Below are 21,385 nucleotides of genomic sequence, written 5' to 3' on the forward strand. Positions count from 1 at the left end.
CATCTGTCTCGGCATGATTTGAAATGGAGTAGAAAACCACCAGTCAGTTGAATCACACAAGTACGCATAAACAGATTCGGAGTCCACAGGACTATTATAAAAGCCATTGCAATTTTTAGCATAAAAACACCCTTGTTGCGAGAGTGCGTAGGTGACTAAAAATAACAGTGCCCTGTCAAAGTCGGCCATTCTCTCTCTACGATGGTTTTGTAAATAACAAGAGGTCCCATTTGAGTTTTGCATTATTTTCTTGGCGCGGCATGAAAAATGTTAGTATTTGTCTGTGTTTGCAGGTGGTATCAGCTTGATTGTTTTGTCAAGATTCTGATAGGCAATTATTTTTATAGGACTCCCGATGAAATATTTCACCTTGGCAATATCTTTTTGCTTGATGTTATTCGTCAGGGGCGCAGGGGCGACTGATGTAGGTGTTTTCTACTACCCTGGATGGAATAAGCCGAACATCGATTCTTGGGCTAGAATTAAACCTTACTCGGACAGGGAGCCGTTATTGGGGTGGTATAAGGAAGGAACTGACACATATACCAAAACGTATATTACATGGATGAAGAAATATGGAGTTGATTATGTCATTTATGACTGGTATTGGGAAAAGAATGGTGGGGTAAAGGATACAACTTACGCGGTTGATTCGTTTATAAAAAATTCGAACTCATCCTCCATTGGATTCTCCTTGCTCTGGGCTAACCACTCCGGAACACCAGTCAGTTACCAGCAGTTCGATGAAATCGTCAACTACTGGATTACTCATTATTTTGGTAACGAGCGGTACAAAAAAATCAACGGCAAACCGGTGGTTTTTGTATTTTCTCACGATCGACTGAGCGCTGACGCGAAAACATTTGGAGCAACACCTAAAGAATTGCTTGAGCGCGCCCGAGTGGCAGCGGTAAAAGCTGGATACAAAGGTATATACTTTATAGGTTCAGCATCAGCAGATAAAAAACTTTTGGACTTTGCAGATTTAGGAAGTACATATGATGCCTTATCAGCTTACAACTACCACCTCGGGTTTGCTGAAAAAAAATCAAGCAGGAAGCTATCTGTCAGCTATCCGGATCTTGCCGCTGGTTATGCTCAGTCATGGAAGTGGATTATCAAAAATAGTAATATCCCCTACATCCTGCCATTAACTTCAGGTTGGGATCGATCCCCTTGGGGGGGTAGCGTCGATCCAAGTCATGACAAATCAGTAAGCACGCCTGAGAAGTTTTATGAACACTTACAAAAAGCCAAGAGTATTCTAAATAGATATCCCGATAAAACGCTAAACTCAGTTGTTATTTGCTGTTGGAATGAGTACGGGGAGGGTTCATATATAGAGCCAACAAAGCAGCATCAATTTAAATACCTGGAGGGGGTTCGAAAGTACCTGAAGTAGGAAGATTTTATTGTGGCTATCGCAGGGGGCTAATGGTCGTATAGGCGGTATTTTTAGCATTTATACTGAGTTTTCTGAGTTTTCTGAGTTTTTGGCAGTGCAATGTGGCAGAGCCAATAAATATTTTGTGGCATTCATAGTAGAAAATATTAAATCAGAATATCAGTGTCTGCCTGCATAAAATGAAGCCGGACTTGAATGGCCCGGCTTTTTATGGATGTGTAGAATAAACACCTGATCAGATCCTTCTGATGCAATCTTACCTATCTTTCACAGGATATTCCGACTCTGGCAGCTTCTATTTTTTCAGAGTTATTTGTATTTTTACTTGGTTTTTGATGATAGAAAACTGATTATTTTTGCGTGATTAGACTTAAACCCATTCTCTACGCGATAGGCGGGCTCAATAATCATTTCGTTTTCTATGCTAAATCGATCGCCTAGCCGTTTCTCAAACTCCATAATGTATTTTAGGTGCGATTCGACTGAGGTTTTTCCATCGTTAATTAGTATGTTCAGACTTTTATTAGAGGGTGTGTACTGCGTGTGTTTGAACCTGTCAAAGAACAAGCTATTCATTGCTGTGTTTCTAGGTCTCTTCCTGTTAATGAATTTTACCACTGGGTTTTTATATAGTAATTTGAATATGTAATAAATGACTCTCTCCACTCTTCCTTCGTGCTTAAGCAGTGCACCATAAGGGTCGCCGCTTATGGAGAACATGCTTCCTAGATTAGGATATACAAACTCTTGATACGAGTGGCGAGCAATATGGAACGTCTCGATATTGTCCGCGATTTTTTTTGCGCTCCCTTTAAAGAATTTAAAGCGGGCGCAAAGGATTATAAGATCGCGAGTTTGAAATAGGGATTTCCGATGGCTAAAGCCGCATTCTTCTTTTGTCAGTGTTATTGCATTTCCACTTTCATCTATGCAATCTACTGATATGATGTTTTGAGATATTGCATATCCGTATGCACCCGCATTCATGCATACCCCGCCGCCGATACTTCCAGGGATTCCTTCTAATCCCTCAAATCCGTTTGCTTCTTCAAGCACAGCAATGCGAACAAAGTCCTGCAAAGAATAACCGCTGTCTACCTCAACTACACCGTCTTTCTTGGTTATACTGGTCAGGTTTTTCGTTGATAAAATTATGGAGTATTCGATCTGATCGAAAAATAGCACATTGGAAGTAAATCCAATTACTTTGTATGCGACTTTGCTTTTAATTAGCTTTTCAATTATTTTTTTCATCTTTCCTCGTGTTTGGGGACAGATGAAAAGCTTTACTAATCCGCCGGACTTAAAGTACGTGTCGTACTTTATGTCGTAGTTTTCTTTAAACCAAATTTCTTCTTGGATCAAGAACGTTCTCACGTCAAACAGTTCCTGGTCCATTGAGTGTACATCTCTGCTTTGGATTTTTTCGATCGATTTTTCCGCGTTCATTTTTTTTCCGAATTAGCACTTGTTAAAGTGAAGGTTTATTTCAAGAATTTACATGAGGTCCAGTATCAAGCGATAACTTTATCCTCGCTCGACTAATAAATCTCAACTTGCAAGACGCTCACTCAATTATGATGCTAAATAATCCCCTCTAGCTTTTAGAGCCAAGCCATTCAACTAGAAATCCAACGCTTCGTTGCTCGATTGCGCTGACTCATGATCTGCTAGCTACATCATATGGGCAGCACATGCAAAGGCATACGAATGTTAAAAAAAGTCTACATTCTTCTTAAAAGATAGCGGCACTGGCCTTGAAAGTGGTGCCTTTACGGGAGTAGCAGTTAAAGCCGCCGTTGCATTCGCGCCGCCCCGATCTTGCTAGCGCAACGCTTTACTTATTAACTATATCGTCATATGCCAACTTTAACACTTATCAGATTCCCAGCATTGCTGAAGAGTTGATCAGTTTGTTTTTCGAGCCATAAGTGGCTCAAGGATGAGCTCGATCTAATCCGTGGGCGCGGGGGCAAGGGGTCAGCGGATCAGTGAATGAATCCGTTATCAAATGACTCGCAAAGCGCGTCTCGGCGGCTGGTGCGGGACTTTTTGAGGGCACGTTCCGAGATATCCCGGTAGGTATCGCTATCGGTTGCTGCCAGGAGCTTGGCGCCGCCCTTCAGGGTGGCCATGAAGGTCACCTCGGTGCTCTTGCCGGCCAGCAGATAGCCGGCGATGGCTCCGACCGGACCCAGCAACATAGCGCCCGCAATGCCAAAGCCGATGGCGCTCGTTAGATTTTTACTGGAGTCCGTGCTCTGGACCGTCAGATCCTTAAGTTCCGAGACGGAGAAACTCTTCCCCTGTCGTGGTTTAAGGGCTGTTTTGAGCGTGATGGTTCCCGAGTGATACTCCCCATCGCACTGCGGGAAATCACCGGCGAGCACTATGATCTTTGCCATGTTGAGTGTTCTCTCCGGGCGATCATTTTTTGGGGTAGACATTGCGCGCGTCCAAACTCAAAACGTCAACGAGCTGACGATGAGTGGCGAGTCCTCCAGTCATGAACGCAAAGCGTAGCAGGCGGACGGAGTCGTAGAAGTGGTCATCGCCCTGGTCATGGACGTTTTATAACGTTTGGCTCAAGCCGGCGGGTAATGCGTTTTAATTCTCCGTTGACCCGACAGCTGCTCGGAACCAACAACAGACCTTTCAGCCGAAAGGGGTTAACGGGGGATTAATGGACTTCTGGACCACCACGCAAGTATCGATTCTAGGGCTGGTTGAAGGACTCACAGAGTTTTTGCCGATCTCCAGTACAGGCCACCAGATTATTGCCGCGGACCTGCTCGACTTTGGCGGTGAGCGAGCCATGGCGTTCAATATCATTATTCAGTTGGGCGCTATTCTGGCGGTCGTCTGGGAGTTCCGTCGCAAGATTCTGGACATCACCACGGGTTTGCCGACCCAGCGTAATGCGCAACGTTTTACTCTGAATTTGCTGATCGGTTTTTTGCCGGCGGTGGTCCTGGGGGTGATGTTCGCCGATAAAATCCATCAGTATCTGTTCAACCCGATCACCGTGGCCGTGGCGCTGGTGATCGGGGGGATCATCATGTTGTGGGCCGAACAGCGCGAGCACGTGGTAGTGGTCGATCACGTGGACGAGATGCGCTGGACCGATGCCTTGAAAGTCGGATGTGCACAATGCCTGGCGATGATTCCCGGCACTTCGCGTTCGGGATCGACGATTATCGGCGGGTTGCTGTTTGGCCTGTCACGCAAGACGGCCACCGAGTTTTCGTTCTTCCTGGCGATGCCGACAATGGTGGGGGCCGCGGTGTACTCGGGCTATAAATATCGCGACCTGTTCCAGGCCGCAGATTTGCCGGTGTTTGCCCTGGGGTTTGTCGCCGCTTTCGTCTTTGCGATGATTGCCGTGCGCGGGTTGCTCAAGTTCATCGCCAACCATAGTTATGCGGTGTTTGCCTGGTACCGGATCGCCTTCGGTTTACTGATTCTGGCGACGTGGTTTTTGGGTTGGGTGGACTGGAATCACCTCTCGGAAGGGGCGTAGGTTTTCCTCTGTTGATAAAAAACGCCGCTTGTTGTTGAGCGGCGTTTTTGTGTGAGCAGCTAAAAGCATCTAAAGCTTGTTGACCCGCGCCAGTGGCAGGCTGATTTGCTGTTCACGCTGCAGTAAATTCATCATCAGCAGCACCCGTTCTTCGCCGTCCATGGCCAGGAACACCGCTTCGAGATCGCAGAACGGACCTTCAGTGATGCGCACCGCATCTCCGTGTTTCAACAGCGTGGTCACGATCGCCTGGCTGTCCGGTTCCTGGAGTTCGTCGATCAGCGCATCGCGGATCGGCAGTGGCTGACCGCCGAACCCGACGACCCGCGAAACGCCGCGGGTCGAGCGCAGTGGACCCCAGCTGTCCTGAAGGCTCAGTTGAATAAACAGGTAGCCCGGAAACAGCGACTCGCTGATCACTCGACGTTGCCCGCGCAACATGCGCTCACGTCTGTAGGTCTTGCGAAAGCAGGCATAGCCTTGGCGCTGCAAATGTTCTTCGGCGCGCTCATCTTGTTTGGGCTTGCACTGGACCAGGTACCAGGCTTTGGTGGCGTGTTCGGCAATCGCGTTCATTCAAATGCCCTCCCTGCATCGATCTGCTCCAGCAGCTCGGCGGTTTTGCGCTGCAGGAGTGAGCTGTCGCCCCGACTTTCCACGGTCAGGCAAGCTACGCAACCCTCGCCCGAGAGGCGCAAGCTGAAGCGCCAGTCGGCAAAGACCAGGTTCAGCCCGCTGCTCTCGTTGAGGTCAAGGGCGTCGCGGGCGTAACGCTGCTTGATGCTCGCCAGCAGCGCCGGACCATCCTTGACTTGGCGGCGGATTTCCCCGGAGGAGGGAAACGCGCCGATGCGTTCCACCAGCAGTACCGGTGGTTTTCTCACGCGAGGGGAAATCAGTTCCGACGCATAGGCGCGCACGATGCGGTACGCGAGGTTGTGCTTAAGGTCAGCGCTATACGGGTGGCGACTGTCATCTGCCTTGAAACCGCTCAACGTATTCATAGAGGCTTCGTCCATAAGGTGATAAAGACCATATCGGGGGACAGCAACATCACAGGGCGTTTTGATGCAGATGCTCGAAGCAGAAGTTGGTGGCTTCGATATAACCTTCAGCACCGCCACAGTCGAAGCGTCGACCCTCGAACTTGTAAGCCAGCACGCAGCCGTTCTGGGCCTGCTTCATCAGCGCATCGGTGATCTGGATTTCACCGCCCTTGCCAGGTTCGGTGTCAGCGATCAGGTCAAAGATGTCGGGGGTCAGAATGTATCGACCGATGATCGCCAGGTTGGACGGAGCGTCTTCCGGACGGGGTTTTTCGACCATGCTGTTGACCCGGTAAATCCCCTCGCGAATCAACTCGCCGGCAATCACGCCGTACTTCTGAGTCTGCTCGCGGGGTACTTCCTGGATCGCCACGATCGAACAGCGGAACTGCTCATAAAGCTTGAGCATTTGCGCCAGGACTCCATCCCCCTCCAGGTTCAGGCACAGGTCGTCGGCCAGCACCACGGCGAATGGCTCATCACCGATCAACGAGCGGCCGCTGAGAATGGCGTGTCCCAGGCCTTTCATTTCCACCTGACGGGTGTAGGAAAAGCTGCAGGTATCGATCAGCTCGCGAGTGCCGTGCAGGAACTTTTCCTTATCGGTGCCACGAATCTGGTGCTCCAGCTCGTAGCTGGTATCGAAATGATCCTCCAGCGCGCGCTTGCCGCGACCGGTCACGATGGCCATGTGTTGCAGGCCGGCGTCACGCGCTTCCTCGACGGCGTACTGGATCAGCGGCTTACTGACGATCGGCAGCATCTCCTTCGGCATGGCCTTGGTGGCGGGTAAAAAGCGGGTTCCATAGCCGGCGGCGGGGAACAGGCATTTACGAATCATGGAAGCGTCCTTGAAAGTAGACTGATGGAGTGGCTAATGGCAGTAGGAAAGGTTCGATCCAGGCTGGCCGAACCGGTCACGCTGGGGAGTGCGGGCTCGAAGCGGCCCGGTCACTCGAGAAAAATGTTCGCAACGCGCCAGGGGCTGCGAATGGTCTGCACGCCATGCTTCTCGCCAGGCGTGGGCAGGGGAGACATCGAGCAGCCGATTGGCCGGCGAGCATGACCGGTTGTTCCACGGCATGCTCGTGACGTAACCCGCTGTACATAGAGTTATTGCCCAAGGCGTCCCTTACCCAACTACTAACCAAATGTTCGACACCCTGGCAATGCACTAGCGGAACGGCTATACATTAGCCATTCTCTATTTCAGTGTAATTTAGATTGAACGGTCGCCATAAAACGACAACTGTTAGAAATTGTCTGGATAAATTCGATAACTGTTATTTTCACACTCTGGAGAGTGTGGTGTTATTTTTTGTCTGGATAAAAAGTTGGGGGCTGTTCAAACGTCATGGTAATAAATACGCATTGATTGTTTGAAAGTTTCAGTCGCAGTTCCTGGCCATTATAAGTGCCCGGGCTCATTCGTAATTTAAAGCTCTTATGTTCGGCAAGTGCTAGGTCACCGCCAATGTTGACAAGACGGGGAAGGTCATCTTGCTTAAAAGGGTTTTGATTGTCTGTGTTGGCAATATATGCCGCAGTCCCACCGCGGAGCATTTGCTGCGCGGGGCACTCGTCCATTCCGATATTCAGGTCAGTTCAGCCGGCCTTGCCGCCCTGACGGGCAAGCCCATCGAGCCGGCAGCACACGCCGTACTTACGGAGCATGGTCATCTGCCCCATGAGCACCAGGCCGTTCAGCTCACTTCTCAAGCCGTCAGTGAGGCGGACTTGATTCTGGTGATGGAGCGGCGGCATGTCAGTGGCGTGCTCAACATTGCCCCTGAAGCTCGGGGCAAAGTCTTGTTGTTGGGCAAATGGCAGGACGATCGAGAGATCAGCGACCCCTACCGTCAAGGCAAACCTGCTTTTGTGCACGCTTATGCGTTGATCGAAGAAGCCGTACACGCATGGGCACAGCGTCTGGCACGCTGATGGCCACTTCCTTTTTGAATCGTAATCAAGGCAAAGAATCCGACTTATGCAGCAAGCACCGGTAGTCAACGTGCGGGACGACGACAATGACGAGATTGATCTTCTCGGCCTGTTTGGAACACTCATCGACCATAAATGGCTGATAGGTGCGATTACCGGTGCCTTCATGGTGGCCGGGGCCGCGTATGCGGTGCTGGCGACACCGGTATACCAGGCGAATGCGCTGTTACAGGTCGAAGCGAAGAAGAACGACTTGCTGGGTTTTTCGGATATCGGCAGCATGCTGGGCAAGGAGTCTCCTTCGGCCACCGAAATCGAGTTGATCCAGTCCCGCTCCGTGATTGGTAAAACTGTCGATAACTTGAAACTTGATATTGTCATACAGCCGAAGTATTTCCCGGTTTTCGGTGAGTTCCTGGCGCGTCGATTCCAGGATAAAAATCCCGGTGAAATAGCCGACCCCTTGTTGGGGTTGAACAGTTTCGCCTGGGGAGGGGAGTCGCTGAAGATATTCAAACTGGATCTCCCCGACTCGCAACTGGGCAAGAAATTGACCCTGACCGCGGGTGAAAATGGTCACTTCACGTTGGTGGATGAAGATGACAACCTATTGGCCGCCAGTCGGGCCGGAGAGCTTTTCGAGCAAAATGGCGTAACGTTTCAAATAGAGGAAATGCACGCCAATCCTGGAACCCGCTTCCGTATTATTCGTAACTCCCGCCTGACCAGTATCCTCGACTATCAAGAGGCTCTGGATGTAGTCGAGCGCGGAAAAGACTCGGGCATGATCGGTCTGGCACTGGAAAGTACCGATCCGGATCAGGCCATTAACATACTCAATGAAATTGCAGCTATATATGTTCGGCAAAACGTAGAGCGCACTTCAGCAGAGGCAGCGCAGAGCCTGGCGTTTCTCAAAGAGCAACTTCCGGAGGTCAAGAAGGACCTGGAAAAAGCCGGAAATGCGTTGAATGAGTACCAGACGCGCAGCAAGTCTGTGGACATCACGCTTGAAACCAAAGCCATTCTCGATCAAATAGTCGGGCTCGATACCAGTATTTCCGAGTTGAAGTTGCAGCAAGCCGAGATGGACCGCAAGTTTACCCGTCAACATCCTGCCTATCGAGCATTGTTGACCCAGATCGGTGAGTTGAGCAGCAAGCAGAAAAGTTTGGCGAGCAAGGTGGAAGGGCTTCCTTCCACTCAGCAGGAACTGTTGAGCCTTACCCGGGATGTAGAGGTCGGTACGGCCATTTATACCCAGTTGCTGAACAAGTCTCAGGAGCTGGATGTTATGCGCGCGGGGACTGTCGGTAACGTGCGTCTGATCGACGCGGCGGACGTCAATTTCCTCAAACCGGTCAAGCCGAAAAAAGCCTTGATTGTATTGATCGCCACTATTCTTGGCGGCTTCCTGGCGGTGGCCCTGGTGCTGGTACGCAAGGCACTGAACCGCGGGCTGGAGAGTCCGGAAGCCATCGAGCAACTTGGGTTGCCGGTCTATGCGTCGATTCCCTACAGCACTCTGCAGAAAGCCGAAGAAGATAAAGTCTCCCGCGGACGAGGGCGTTCCAATGGGGCTTCATTGCTGGCCGTCACTCATCCTACCGATCTGGCAATCGAGGCATTGCGCAGTTTGCGTACCAGTCTGCACTTCGCCATGCATGAGGCCGACAATAACCGCTTGATGATTTCCGGGCCCAGCCCTCAGGTGGGCAAAACGTTTGTCTCGGTCAACCTCGCGGTGGTGATAGCACAGACCGGGCTGCGGGTATTGTTGATCGATGTCGACATGCGCAAAGGCTATTTGCACAAAGTGTTAGGTGTTTCTTCAGACAATGGGCTCTCCGATGTTCTGGCCCGACGCTGTGATGTGGCCACCGCCATCCACAAGACCCCAATCGACAACTTCGATTTTGTCAGTCGAGGCCAGATCCCGCCCAATCCTTCCGAGTTACTGATGCACGCCAATTTCAGCGCGCTATTGGAGCAGGTGAGTGAGCAATATGATTTGGTGATTCTCGATACACCGCCACTACTGGCAGTGACAGATGCGGCGATCGTCGGGCGTCTGTCCGGGACCAATCTGATCGTGACGCGCTATGGCCTGAACCCGGCGAAAGAAATCGAGTTGACAGTGCGCCGGTTCACCCAGAATGGCGTTGTCATTAAAGGTGCGATTTTCAATGGCGTGGAGAGAAAGGCTTCCAACAAGTATGGCTACAGTGATTATGGTTATTACCACTATGCCTACGCCTCCGACAGAAACTGATGGGGATTGAAGAGGTCGCGTCATAAGTTCAGATTTTTGACGCCGCTGTTGTTGCTCTTGAGTTTTTATCGTTATTGCTACGCCGGATCAAAAGCCAATAGGCATGATCAAACCGATATTTCATGGAAACACCACGTCCTGAGGAAAATGACGAAAAATCCTGGGGCGGTAGCGTGATTGCGAATGGCAGGTCAATGAATAAAACCACAGCGTTCAAGGCTATATCGCTCCTCTGGGTCGGTTCCCTGGCGGGAGCCGGGTTCGCTTTTCTCACTCAGGTATTCCTGGCGAGAAAGTTGGGTAGCAATGATTTCGGCGCTTTTTCGTCAGCACTCAGCACCATCACGCTATTCGCGCCCCTGGCGGGTTTCGGGATATCGCAGTATTGGCTCAAGGCTTTTGGCCAAGAGGGCTGGGCGGCGCAACGCTGGTTGAAGCCGTCATTTCAGTTCATTGCCTTAAGTACTCTGTTTCTCATCTGCTCCATTGTGGCGTGGGCGCTTTATTCCAGCCATGACCGGTTAACGCAGAACCTGCTGTTGATCCTGTCCCTGTACATACTCGGTCAGCTGTCGGTAGAACTGGTGAGCAGCAAGTTTCAGCTTGAAGAAAAATATTTGCATCTGGCGCTTTGGCAGTTTTTTCCGCATTTTCTTCGTTGCTCAATGGTCTTCGTCACGACGGTCATGAGTGCTACGCCGATCGCCGCGGAATACTACGCGATATTTTTCTCGGTCATTGCAGTGGTGTTTTTTTTGTTGGCCGTTCCCCAGTTACTGCACATGACAGGTGGAAAGTTGGCCCTGAAAGGCCACGAAGTGACCCCTGAATTCGCAACTCCGTCGGCGAACCCGAGCATGTTAAGCGTTGCCGGCGCCAGTTGGCCGTTCGGTGTCGCTGCGTTCTCTTATCTGATTTATTTTCAAAGCAACATTATCTTGCTCAAACATCTCTCAAGTAACAGCTCTGCCGGTATCTACAGCGTTGCGTTCACCATCATGACCGCCGTGTATTTGTTTCCGAGCGTGATTTATCAGCGGTTCCTGCTACCCAAGATGCATCGTTGGGCGAACCATGATCGAGAAATGTTTTATCAGATATACCGAAAGGGCAACTGGTTGATGCTGCTGCTTGGAACGCTGGCCATGTTGGTGATTCTGGTCTGTGCGGATTGGGCCGTGCCGTTGCTGTTTGGTGAGGCTTATCGAGACGCTGCGTCGATCTTGAAAATTCTTTCGCTGTCGGCACCTATTATTTTTCTGGCCTTCAGTGCTGGCGCCACATTGGTGACCCAAGAACACATGAAAGTGAAAGTTAAATACATGGCGATGGTTGCGATCATCAATGTATTGCTCAACCTGGCCTTAATCCCTCGCTTTGACCTGCGTGGTGCCGCGGTTGCGACTGTGGTCAGTAACCTACTGCTGTTATCGTTATATTTTTATGGCGCCCAACGGTTGGTTTTCAAGAATAAAGTTCCGATAGCAGGTGCTGCGCCCCATGCCTAAATTACTTAGGACCACCGACAGTGGCGATCGGTTATCCGAACGAGCAAAACACGGTCTGTGCTTCGTCACGTCGCCCCATCAGTGAAGTGTATACCAGGCTGTTCGGTCAGTAAGTACTCACCCTTAGTCGCAAAGGATTCAGCACCTTGAAAATTGCATTGATCACCATACACCATGCCAACAGTTATGGCGGAACACTACAGGCGCTTGCCAGCCAGAATGTGCTATCGAAATATGGTGATGTCAACATCATCGATTACAAAAGCAAAGAGTTAGAAAATACGTTGAAACTGATTCGGGTTGACAGTAACCCGCGCAGTATTTTGAGAGCCGGTAAGGACTTTTTTCGAATTATTCCTCGCAGGAGGTTGATCGCGAAATTTAGAGAGTTTATGCGGGCTCACTACAAGCTGACCTCTGCATGCCAGGATTTTCAAGCACTTCAAACCCTGTCCGGTGATTTTGATTGTGTGGTGTGTGGCAGCGACCAGATATGGAATCCGATGATTACGGGCGAGCTGGACCTGAACTATATGCTGGCGTTTTCTCGAGCGAAAAAGAAGATTTCGTTTTCCTCAAGTTCGGGCTCTTACCGCTATTCCGACGAGGAGGAACTCAAGGTCAGAAAGGCGTTGTCGACCTTTGACAGTATTTCCGTTCGGGAGGAGGACACGGCGCAAAGGTTGCGCAGTATGTTGGGTAATCAAAAGATTGATCATACCCTCGACCCCACCTTAATGCTTAACAAGCAAGAGTGGATGCAGAGCCTGCAGCTTTCCAGTCAGGCGCCAGGCAACGATGATAAATACATTCTCGTTTATACCCTGAAGAAAAATACACTGGTCCGGGAGACCATCAACAGAATAAAGAGTGTTTTAGGGTTCCGAGTTGTGGCGATCGATCAAGACCCATTCCTGGGCTACAAAAGCGATCGGCACATAATGGATGCCAGTCCGGTTGATTATGTTTCGCTATTCGCCAATGCCTCCTTTGTGATCACTAATTCGTTCCATGGCACCGCCTTTGCCTTGAATTTTGGTATTCCATTTGTTACCGCATTGCCGGAAAGTGGATTGAACAGAATCAAGGGGCTCCTGGATAAAGTCGGTTTGGCCGATCGTCTGGTGAGCAGCTTAAGTGATGTCAACTCGGTTGTCGTAAAACCCATCAATTTTACGCACAGTCATCAACAATTGGAGGCGCTGAGGCAGGTAACCTGGAATTATCTTGATGGGGCGCTTGCCAGTAATGTAGTAACGAAGTCAATCGAATTTTCATGATGAGCCAGCCTGGCGCTAGCTTGAGTCCCTCAAGTATCAATATACGCATGTGCTGGCAGTCATTGTTGGCATCACCGTGGGGTTCAATAATATTGGCTGTACTTCTTTTGGTTAGTTCGAATACCTTTTTGCGTCTTCCGGAAGTAGCGATAATTTTGGCGTGGGTGGTTGCGTTTTTCCTGGCCATGACCTTCTCGAGTCAGACTATTCCAGCGCATTCGATCGCCATTTTTTGGGTGTGTCTGGCGCTCACCGAGCGGTTCACCACACTCAGTCGCTCACTTATTAAAAGAACTTAAACATGCACTCAAAGAAGTTGGTGTTCATTCATCTGTTCAACGACAGAAGTGGGAGCCCAAAAGTCTTGTCTCAAGTGGTCAAGGCGGCGGCGAATAACAATATTGCCACCGAAGTGATCACCAGTGCTCATGGCGACGGCTTTCTGGCCGGCGTGGCCGATGTGCAGAGCAGGCTTTTTTATAAGAGATCAGAAAATAAGTTGCTGACCCTTGGCTACTATCTGGTCTCGCAAGGGTTGTTGTTTATTCAGTGCCTGAAATACAGGCGGCAGGATGTGGTGTTTTATGTCAATACCATGATGCCCTTTGGTGCGGCACTGGCGGGGAAATTGTTGAAAATCCCGGTCTATTATCATGTGCATGAAACATCGATAAAACCGAATATCCTGAAGCGGTTTCTCAGGCTGGTTATTGAGAAGACCAGTACCAAGGTTGTCTTCGTCTCAAACTATCTGATGCAGGTGGAGGGGTTCACCAAACTTCCCCAGGTGATTATTCATAATGCGCTGGATAGCGAGGTCGAGAAGCAGTATCGAGTCAAGGAAGAGGCCGGTTTCACTTCGTTGATGATCTGCTCCTTGAAGGCCTACAAGGGCGTTATGGAATTCCTGGCGCTGGCGCGGCGCAGCAAGGATGACAAGCACTTGAATTTCACCTTGGTACTCAATGCCAGCCTGAATGAGATTGATGATTTCTTCGCCAGCATCGACATTCCGGGAAATGTAGCGATTTATCCTCGTCAAACAGACCTGTCGGGTTTTTATTCTCGATCCGACTTGCTGCTGAATCTTTCTCGACCTGATGGCTGGATAGAAACATTCGGTTTGACCATTCTTGAGGGGATGTCCCACGGTTTGCCTGTGATCGTTCCTCCTGTCGGTGGCCCCACCGAATTGGTACGCAGTGATATCGAAGGTTATTTAATCTCTTCGTACGACATCGAGGCGCTTTACAGTGCATTGTGCAGGATCTCGTTGGATCCGAAGAAGTACAAGATGCTGTCTGATAATGCGTTATCCCGTACTCGGGACTTCAGCCTGGAAGTATTTGAAAGCAAGTTCACAACATTATTCAACGAGATGCAGCATGACACCTAAAAAACTTTATATCCTTGGCATTAGAGGTGTCCCGGCTCAACACGGTGGTTTTGAAACTTTTGCGGAAAAGCTATCGCTGTATTTAACGGCGCACGGCTGGCAGGTGTATGTCTATTGCCAGGAAGAGGGCCGCGGGGAGTTCACGTATAGCACTTGGAACGGTGTCAACAGAATTCATATCCCGGTGACCCAGGCGGGTGCGCTGGGGACGGTGGTTTTTGACTGGAAAGCCACGCGTCATGCGGCATCGCAACAGGGGTTGTTCCTGACCTTGGGTTACAACACTGCTGTATTCAGTTTGCTGCAAAGACTTAAAGGCCAGACCAATATCATTAATATGGATGGTATTGAGTGGCGGCGTGACAAATGGGGAACCATTGCCAAGACCTGGTTCTGGCTCAATGAGCGGGCCGGTTGCTGGATGGGCAATCACTTGGTCGCCGATCACCCCAAGATCAAAGAGCACCTCGCGACACGGGTTTCCGCATCCAGAATCACGATGATTCCTTATGGCGGGGATGAGGTCACCGGCGCTGATGCAACGTTACTGGCAACTTATGCCCTGGAGCCGGGTCGGTTTTCGGTGATTATTGCCCGACCCGAACCCGAGAACTCGTTCCTGGAGATGGTGCGCGCGTTCAGTTCCACTTTGCGCAACCACACACTTGTCGTTCTGGGTAACTTTCAACCGAATGATAATCCATACCATAAACAGGTTATGGAAGCGGCCAGTGCAGAGGTCATCTTTCCCGGGGCGATATATGAGACTGCAGTCGTGCAGGCGCTGCGCTTTTACTGCCGGTTTTACCTGCACGGGCATCGTGTCGGTGGAACCAATCCATCGTTGGTCGAGGCGCTCGGCGCAGGTTGTGCAGTCATTGCCCATGACAACCCATTTAATCGCTGGGTAACGGAAAGTGGCGCCGCGTACTTCAAGGATGAAGCCTCTTGTTCTGCTTTGTTTGCTCAACTTTTGGCGGATGATTCAACACAACAGCAGATGGAGGCGGCCAGTCGCACACGCTTTCATCAGCGGTTTACGTGGAATCAAATCCTGCTTCAGTATGAAGAATTGTTGGCTGAGTGGTATCCCGATCAGCCGGTAGGGAGATGACGATGACGATGCGTATTCTGCTGACGGGTGGAGCCGGTTTTATTGGTTCTGCCGTCGTCAGGCACCTGATTGAAAATACTCGATTCGAAGTTGCGAACCTCGATAAGTTAACGTACGCCGGCAATCTGGAGTCGTTGATCGACGTCGCCGAGTCACCGCGTTATCACTTTTTTAACGTCGATATCTGTGACGCTCAGGCGCTGGATCAGGTATTCGCGGCATTTCAACCGGATGCAGTGATGCACCTGGCCGCGGAGTCCCATGTCGACCGTTCCATCGACGGCCCCGCGGACTTTATCCAGACCAATATTGTTGGCACCTATACGTTGCTCGAAGCGACCCGGCGTTATTGGAACGGACTGTCGGAGGAGGTCAAACAGGCTTTTCGCTTTCACCATATCTCCACCGATGAGGTGTATGGCGATCTGGAAGGGACCGATAGTCTGTTCAGTGAAACCACGCCTTATGCGCCCAGTTCACCTTATTCGGCGTCCAAGGCCAGTTCGGACCATTTGGTTCGGGCCTGGCAACGTACGTATGGCCTGCCGGTGTTGGTGACCAATTGCTCGAACAACTACGGCCCTTATCACTTCCCCGAAAAGTTGATTCCCCATGTGATTCTGAATGCCATTCACGGCCGGCCTCTGCCGGTCTATGGCGACGGCTTGCAGATTCGCGACTGGTTGTTTGTAGAGGATCATGCGCGCGCTTTATGTGAGGTCGTGTGCCGGGGCGAGGTCGGTGAAACTTACAACATCGGTGGCCATAACGAGAAAACCAATCTCGAGGTGGTGGAAACCCTGTGCGATCTCCTTGAAGAGTTGGCGCCCAACAAGCCTGCGGGCGTCGAGCGTTATCGCGACCTGATTACGTTCGTCAAGGATCGGCCCGGCCATGATCTTCGTTACGCCATCGATGCAGGCAAGATCGAGCGCGAACTCGGTTGGCGACCACAGGAAACCTTTGAGAGCGGTATACGCAAAACGGTTCAGTGGTACCTGGAGCATCAAGGTTGGTGGCAACGGGTCCTTAACGGTCAGTACCGGCCGGTCCGTCTTGGCCACACCGGCTGAACCATTCAAGCCCTGCCTTTACTTATTTTCGAAGGGAATCCTCACATGAAAGGTATCATTCTGGCGGGAGGCTCCGGCACCCGCTTGCATCCCATTACCCGTGGTGTGTCCAAACAGCTGCTGCCGGTCTACGACAAGCCGATGATTTATTATCCGCTGTCGGTATTAATGCTGGCGGGCATTCGCGAGATATTGATTATTTCCACGCCGCAGGACTTGCCCAACTTCCAGAACTTGCTGGGTGATGGTTCTTCTTTCGGCATTGAACTCAGTTATGCAGAACAGCCTTCTCCTGATGGCCTGGCGCAAGCCTTTCTGATCGGCGAGGAGTTCATCGGCGACAGCAATGTGGCGCTGATCCTGGGTGACAACATCTTCTACGGTTATGGCTTCAGCGCCTTGTTGCGCGAAGCGTCTCAACGACAAACCGGTGCCACCGTCTTTGGTTATCGGGTCAGCGACCCGGAGCGTTTTGGCGTTGTCGAGTTCGACGAGAGCGGCAAGGCGATCTCGATCGAAGAGAAGCCTGCACATCCGAAGTCCGACCATGCTGTCACCGGTTTGTATTTCTACGACAAAGACGTGGTGAGCATCGCCAAGCAAGTCAAGCCTTCGGTACGCGGTGAGCTTGAAATCACCGACGTGAACAATGCTTATCTACAACGCGGGGATCTGCACGTCAGTGTGCTGGGGCGTGGTTTTGCCTGGCTGGACACCGGCACCCATGATTCGTTGATGGAGGCCGGACATTTCGTCCAGACCATCGAAGCGCGGCAGGGCTTGAAAGTGGCCTGCCTTGAAGAAGTGGCCTTTCACCAGGGTTGGTTGTCGGCTGCGGAACTGGATAAACAAGCCACCGCGTTACACAAAACCGGTTACGGACAATACCTGGCGCGCGTACTGACGATGGAGCCTTCGAGATGAATGTCGTCAACACCCGGTTGCCCGGCGTACTGATTATCGAGCCCAAGGTGTTTGGCGATGCCCGTGGGTTCTTTCTCGAGAGTTATCACGAACAGCGTTATCGCGACGCCGGCATCGAGTTGCCTTTCGTCCAGGACAATCACTCACGCTCGCAGTATGGCGTACTGCGTGGTTTGCACTTCCAGCGGACCCGGCCCCAGGGCAAGTTGGTGCGGGTTACCCAAGGTGCGGTGTACGACGTGGTGGTGGACATCAATCCCGAATCGGCCACTTGTGGTGAACATGTAGGGGTCAAGTTGACCGCCGACAACCATCTGCAGCTATGGGTGCCGCCGGGTTATGCCCACGGCTTCTGCGTGCTCAGCGATACCGCCGATTTTCAATACAAATGCACCGATCTGTATTTCCCCGAGGATGAGGGTGGGCTGCTCTGGAATGATCCGGAGCTGGGCATTACCTGGCCCATTGAATCGCCTCAACTCTCGGAAAAAGACTTGCGCAACCCTCGCTTGCGCGCGGTGTTGAACGGGGAATGACGGGCTAATAATGGTCTATAGTTAACATTAACTATTTATGACCTGATGTTATTTAGCCTTGAATGTTCAGTCACAATAGAACCTTGCGGGACAAGATGCCGGGAAAATCCTGACTAATAATAACAATTGGCGCGAAGGGTGAGTGATTTTTGCTCGGGAGTTTGTGCCGAAAATACCTTGTCATGTAGTAAACATCTTGGAAAATCACCTTTTTCCGTCAATAAGTCCTGCCCGGTGCAAGCGCTTTTGTCCATGATGTGACGAGGTTTGGCGTATGGCATGCACTCCCTATAAATGACATTCTCCAAAGGAGGCAATGTGCATGAACTGTCTCGTTCAATTGACGGGTGTCAGTTCATTCACCTGCTGTTCCATTCCCGGTCCCTTAGTCTCAAATCTAATGCAGAGTTGATGTCGAGAAGGAGTCTGATATGAAGAAACTACTTACGGCCGGCTTGCTGGCTGTCATGAGCACTGCAGCGTTGGCGGTGGAAGAGCCGGCGAGCGAAACGGCTAGCGAAGCGTCGAGCGAAGCAGTGAGCGAAGCAGTGAGCGAGCCATTGTCCTTGAGTACCCCGCTGGTTGGGGGAGTGACGGTCGCCGAAACCGTGGTGATTGGTGCGGCCATTGTCGGCGCTGCGGCGGCCGCTTCAAACTCCGGTGGCAGTTCCAATGGCGGAACGACGGGGTCCACTGGTACTACCGGTACTACCGGTACCAACTAATACCCTACGAAGTATGTTGTTCAAGATCACTCAGAACTTTCTGGGTGATCTTGTTTTAGATTTGCCCTCGACTAGCGTAGTGCCATTATGATCCGTAGATTATCTGTTGTTATGCTGGCAAGTATCAGCTTGCACGGCTGTATGTTTTCGCCTGGTCAACACATGGACACCAGTCAAATGGTTAGTGACGGCTCTCCGGAAAGTAGCCGGGTGGAGCTTATTCCCATCACGCCTAAATTGATTGCCATGGATGCCGCCACGCAAGTTCGCGAATCCGTTCCCCCGGCATTGTTGTCTTATGTTCCAGGCGGTTACCGCGTGGGTGCCAACGACCTGTTGTTTATCACGGTCTGGGATCACCCCGAGTTGACGGCGCCATCGGGGCCGCAACAGCAAATCGATGCCAACGGGCGTCTGGTACGTCCGGACGGCACGTTGTTTTATCCCTACATCGGTAATATTCCGGCCGCCGGTAAAACCATCGAAGAGTTGCGAGCCTTTATTGCCGAGCGTTTGTCGCAATTTGTCGAAAGCCCTCAGGTCGACGTCAGCGTATTGCGCTTCGCCAGCCAGACCGTGGTGATTTCCGGTGCAGTGCTCAAAGCTGGGCAGCAGCCGATCACTACCACGCCGCTGAGCGTGGTGGAGGCCGTTGGCGCGGCCGGTGTGGATCCCTCGAACGCAGACCTGTCAGGCCTGACGCTGACCCGGGACGGGCGCGAATACAAGCTCGATCTGGACACCCTCAATCGCCAGGACTCACAGTTGCAAGCCGTTTACCTCAAGGGCGGCGACCGGCTGTACTTGCCCTATAACGACCAAAAGCGGATCTACGTCATGGGTGAGGTCAACTTGCCTCGCGCGCTGAGCTTCAAAGGCAAATCGATCAACCTGACCGATGCGCTGGGCACAGTGGGGGGCTTGAACCAGACCACCTCCAACGGCAATGCGGTGTACGTGATTCGCGGCGCCGATCACCTGGAAACTGAACCGGCCAAGGTGTTCCAGCTCGACGCCGAATCCCCTTCGGCCCTGGTACTGGCCACCCGTTTCGACTTGCAACCGCAAGACATCGTCTATGTCGGCCCGGCCGGCGTGACGCGCTGGAACCGTCTGATCAGCCAGCTTCTGCCTACGGCCAGTGTCCTGGGGACCGGCGCCAGTTCTCTCAATAACCTCAGCGAAGCCAACAGCAGATAAGGCTCTATCCCGCCGTGAAAACTTTGCCTACCTGCGCCGGTCTGACGATGGCGCTCTTGCTGTGCGGGTGTAACCCGTTGATGAAGGCCTCCTGGGACACCCTTGAAACATCTGTCGCGGGGCCTGCCTCCATCAATTTGACCCGTGCTCAGGTCGACGCCGTGCCGTATCCGCAGATCCTGGTCACCACCTCCTCCAGTGAGGGCGTGATGGCCTTGGCTCGCCGGCGGGGCGACCTGCAGTTCTGGGTCGCTTCCGGCAAGCAAGTGCTGCTGATGCGCGACGGCCTGGTGGTGCGCACTGTCGGGCTGGGCGTTTCCCTGGATGGCACTCGCTTCAAAGAAGAGTCGCCCTTCAAGCGCGGTCTTCAGCATTTGCCCGACGGCTATACCAGCACGCGCTGGATCGACATCTATAACGGCAACCGCATCGGTATCGCGGTCAACAGCCGTTTCAGTCCCCATGGCATCGAGACCATCAGCATTCTGGACAAGGATTACGCCTTGCTGCGCATCGACGAGCAGGTGGATGCACCCACCCTGAATTTCCGCGCCACCAACCGCTACTGGGTCGACCCCCAGGACGGTTTCATCCTGCGCAGCGAGCAGCATCTGACGCCGCAACTGTTTCTGAAAATCGTGCAGGTGCGCCGTGATCGGGGAGTTGCCCGGTGAAGCGTTCAAACCTTTTCTTGCTTGGCCTGCTGTTGATCGGCCCGGGCCTGGGCCAGGCGGCCGTCACGGTCAGCGGTGACGTGCGCAGCCCAGGCCAATTCGAAATCAAGCCCGGTGCGCGCTTGCTGGATGTCATTCGTAACGCCCAACCCAATGCCGAAAGTTACTGGCTGGGTGCGGCGTGGCTGCACCGTTCATTAGTGGACAAGCAGACGCGCTTGAAGGCAGGTGTTCTGTTCGATCTGAAACTGCTGCAACGAGGGGCCTTGCTCGATGGCAAAAACACGCGAGCAGAATTGAGCGCGCGCCTATATGAGCAGGTCGCGCAACTGCCGGTCACCGGACGTCAGGTCGCGGTGCTCGATCCGATCGCTGTGGAAACGGGGTTCGCCCGCAACGCGCTGCTGGATGATGGCGACCATCTGATTTACCCCCAGCGGCCGTCCACCGTGGAGGTTTTCGGGGCGGTCGCGCAGCCTTGTCAGGTGCCTTACCGAGCCCTGCAGGAAGTGCGTGCCTATGCCCGTGACTGCGCCATTCTTGGCGACGCCGAGGGCGACTATCTGTGGCTGATCCAGCCTGACGGCCAGGTACGGCGCCTGGGCGTGGCGGCGTGGAATCGTGAGGGCGGCGTCGTGGTGGCGCCCGGCAGCAAGATCCTGGTGCCGATCAGGAGCGACGATCTCGAGACGCCGACCCCTGAGCTCAATCAACAACTGGCCGAGTTTCTCGCCACTCAACCGCTGGCTGAGGTGGCCCCTTGAAGTGCCC

The 21,385-nt window shown here is 52.1% G+C and carries 20 protein-coding genes; 15 read left to right on the top strand and 5 right to left on the bottom strand.

Features of this window, described 5'->3' with window-relative positions:
- The first annotated feature begins 355 nt into the window (after positions 1-355).
- Positions 356-1,402, top strand: a complete 1,047-nt coding sequence (locus tag ACEN9A_RS08710; RefSeq protein WP_258672998.1) for a glycoside hydrolase family 99-like domain-containing protein — start codon at positions 356-358, stop codon at positions 1,400-1,402.
- 324 nt (positions 1,403-1,726) lie between these two features.
- Here ACEN9A_RS08710 and ACEN9A_RS08715 read toward each other — a convergent pair whose 3' ends face one another.
- Both ACEN9A_RS08715 and ACEN9A_RS08720 read right to left on the bottom strand, forming a co-directional pair.
- Positions 1,727-2,854: a UDP-N-acetylmuramate dehydrogenase gene (locus ACEN9A_RS08715; protein ID WP_258672999.1), complete on the bottom strand. Its 1,128-nt coding sequence runs from the start codon at positions 2,852-2,854 to the stop codon at positions 1,727-1,729.
- A gap of 539 nt (positions 2,855-3,393) precedes the next feature.
- Positions 3,394-3,810, bottom strand: coding sequence for a hypothetical protein (locus ACEN9A_RS08720; RefSeq protein ID WP_258674159.1), 417 nt, complete (start codon positions 3,808-3,810; stop codon positions 3,394-3,396).
- A gap of 278 nt (positions 3,811-4,088) precedes the next feature.
- Here ACEN9A_RS08720 and ACEN9A_RS08725 point away from each other — a divergent pair, with 278 nt between their 5' ends.
- Positions 4,089-4,925, top strand: coding sequence for an undecaprenyl-diphosphate phosphatase (locus tag ACEN9A_RS08725; protein WP_019581965.1), 837 nt, complete (start codon positions 4,089-4,091; stop codon positions 4,923-4,925).
- 69 nt (positions 4,926-4,994) lie between these two features.
- Here ACEN9A_RS08725 and rfaH read toward each other — a convergent pair whose 3' ends face one another.
- The 3 genes from rfaH to galU are packed head-to-tail and all read right to left on the bottom strand — an operon-like array spanning position 4,995 to position 6,812.
- Entirely contained in the window at positions 4,995-5,501 is a 507-nt protein-coding gene (rfaH, locus tag ACEN9A_RS08730; RefSeq protein WP_019581966.1) for a transcription/translation regulatory transformer protein RfaH, read from the bottom strand.
- Positions 5,498-5,929 carry a phosphohexomutase domain-containing protein gene (locus ACEN9A_RS08735; RefSeq protein ID WP_258673000.1) on the bottom strand — a complete coding sequence of 144 codons (432 nt, stop codon included), beginning with the start codon at positions 5,927-5,929 and terminating at the stop codon, positions 5,498-5,500. The genes rfaH and ACEN9A_RS08735 overlap by 4 nt, the downstream gene beginning before the upstream one ends.
- 49 nt (positions 5,930-5,978) lie before the next feature.
- Positions 5,979-6,812, bottom strand: coding sequence for a UTP--glucose-1-phosphate uridylyltransferase GalU (gene galU / locus ACEN9A_RS08740; protein ID WP_018928284.1), 834 nt, complete (start codon positions 6,810-6,812; stop codon positions 5,979-5,981).
- Positions 6,813-7,471: 659 nt separating this feature from the next.
- On the opposite strand from galU, the gene ACEN9A_RS08745 reads away from it, so the two are divergent.
- The 13 genes from ACEN9A_RS08745 to ACEN9A_RS08805 all read left to right on the top strand — a co-directional run bounded on the left by ACEN9A_RS08745 (position 7,472) and on the right by ACEN9A_RS08805 (position 21,378).
- The gene (locus tag ACEN9A_RS08745; protein ID WP_258673001.1) at positions 7,472-7,912 is read left to right on the top strand and encodes a low molecular weight protein-tyrosine-phosphatase; all 441 of its coding nucleotides are present in this window, start codon (positions 7,472-7,474) and stop codon (positions 7,910-7,912) included.
- Between the two features lie 46 nt (positions 7,913-7,958).
- The gene (locus ACEN9A_RS08750; RefSeq protein WP_413387698.1) at positions 7,959-10,184 is read left to right on the top strand and encodes a polysaccharide biosynthesis tyrosine autokinase; all 2,226 of its coding nucleotides are present in this window, start codon (positions 7,959-7,961) and stop codon (positions 10,182-10,184) included.
- A 122-nt stretch (positions 10,185-10,306) separates the two neighbouring features.
- The gene (locus tag ACEN9A_RS08755; RefSeq protein ID WP_258673002.1) at positions 10,307-11,692 is read left to right on the top strand and encodes a flippase; all 1,386 of its coding nucleotides are present in this window, start codon (positions 10,307-10,309) and stop codon (positions 11,690-11,692) included.
- Positions 11,693-11,838: 146 nt separating this feature from the next.
- On the top strand, positions 11,839-12,972 hold the full coding sequence (locus ACEN9A_RS08760) for a polysaccharide pyruvyl transferase family protein (protein WP_258673003.1): 1,134 nt from the start codon (positions 11,839-11,841) through the stop codon (positions 12,970-12,972).
- A 301-nt stretch (positions 12,973-13,273) separates the two neighbouring features.
- On the top strand, positions 13,274-14,368 hold the full coding sequence (locus ACEN9A_RS08765; RefSeq protein WP_258673004.1) for a glycosyltransferase family 4 protein: 1,095 nt from the start codon (positions 13,274-13,276) through the stop codon (positions 14,366-14,368).
- Positions 14,358-15,482, top strand: coding sequence for a DUF1972 domain-containing protein (locus ACEN9A_RS08770; protein ID WP_258673006.1), 1,125 nt, complete (start codon positions 14,358-14,360; stop codon positions 15,480-15,482). Before ACEN9A_RS08765 ends, ACEN9A_RS08770 begins: the two co-directional genes overlap by 11 nt.
- Positions 15,483-15,484: 2 nt before the next feature.
- On the top strand, positions 15,485-16,555 hold the full coding sequence (rfbB, locus tag ACEN9A_RS08775; RefSeq protein ID WP_258673007.1) for a dTDP-glucose 4,6-dehydratase: 1,071 nt from the start codon (positions 15,485-15,487) through the stop codon (positions 16,553-16,555).
- Positions 16,556-16,600: 45 nt separating this feature from the next.
- Positions 16,601-17,479, top strand: a complete 879-nt coding sequence (gene rfbA / locus ACEN9A_RS08780) for a glucose-1-phosphate thymidylyltransferase RfbA (protein ID WP_258673008.1) — start codon at positions 16,601-16,603, stop codon at positions 17,477-17,479.
- A complete protein-coding gene (rfbC, locus tag ACEN9A_RS08785; RefSeq protein ID WP_019649523.1) occupies positions 17,476-18,015 on the top strand; it encodes a dTDP-4-dehydrorhamnose 3,5-epimerase in 540 nt (179 codons plus the stop codon). Before rfbA ends, rfbC begins: the two co-directional genes overlap by 4 nt.
- A 431-nt stretch (positions 18,016-18,446) precedes the next feature.
- Positions 18,447-18,740: a hypothetical protein gene (locus ACEN9A_RS08790; RefSeq protein WP_258673009.1), complete on the top strand. Its 294-nt coding sequence runs from the start codon at positions 18,447-18,449 to the stop codon at positions 18,738-18,740.
- An 87-nt stretch (positions 18,741-18,827) separates the two neighbouring features.
- Positions 18,828-19,940, top strand: a complete 1,113-nt coding sequence (locus ACEN9A_RS08795) for a polysaccharide biosynthesis/export family protein (RefSeq protein WP_172901206.1) — start codon at positions 18,828-18,830, stop codon at positions 19,938-19,940.
- A 14-nt stretch (positions 19,941-19,954) separates the two neighbouring features.
- Positions 19,955-20,614, top strand: coding sequence for a YjbF family lipoprotein (locus ACEN9A_RS08800; protein ID WP_309475237.1), 660 nt, complete (start codon positions 19,955-19,957; stop codon positions 20,612-20,614).
- Entirely contained in the window at positions 20,611-21,378 is a 768-nt protein-coding gene (locus ACEN9A_RS08805; RefSeq protein ID WP_258673013.1) for a capsule biosynthesis GfcC family protein, read from the top strand. Before ACEN9A_RS08800 ends, ACEN9A_RS08805 begins: the two co-directional genes overlap by 4 nt.
- Positions 21,379-21,385: the final 7 nt, after the last annotated feature.

It is taken from the genome of Pseudomonas sp. Pseusp18 (genome assembly GCF_059506005.1).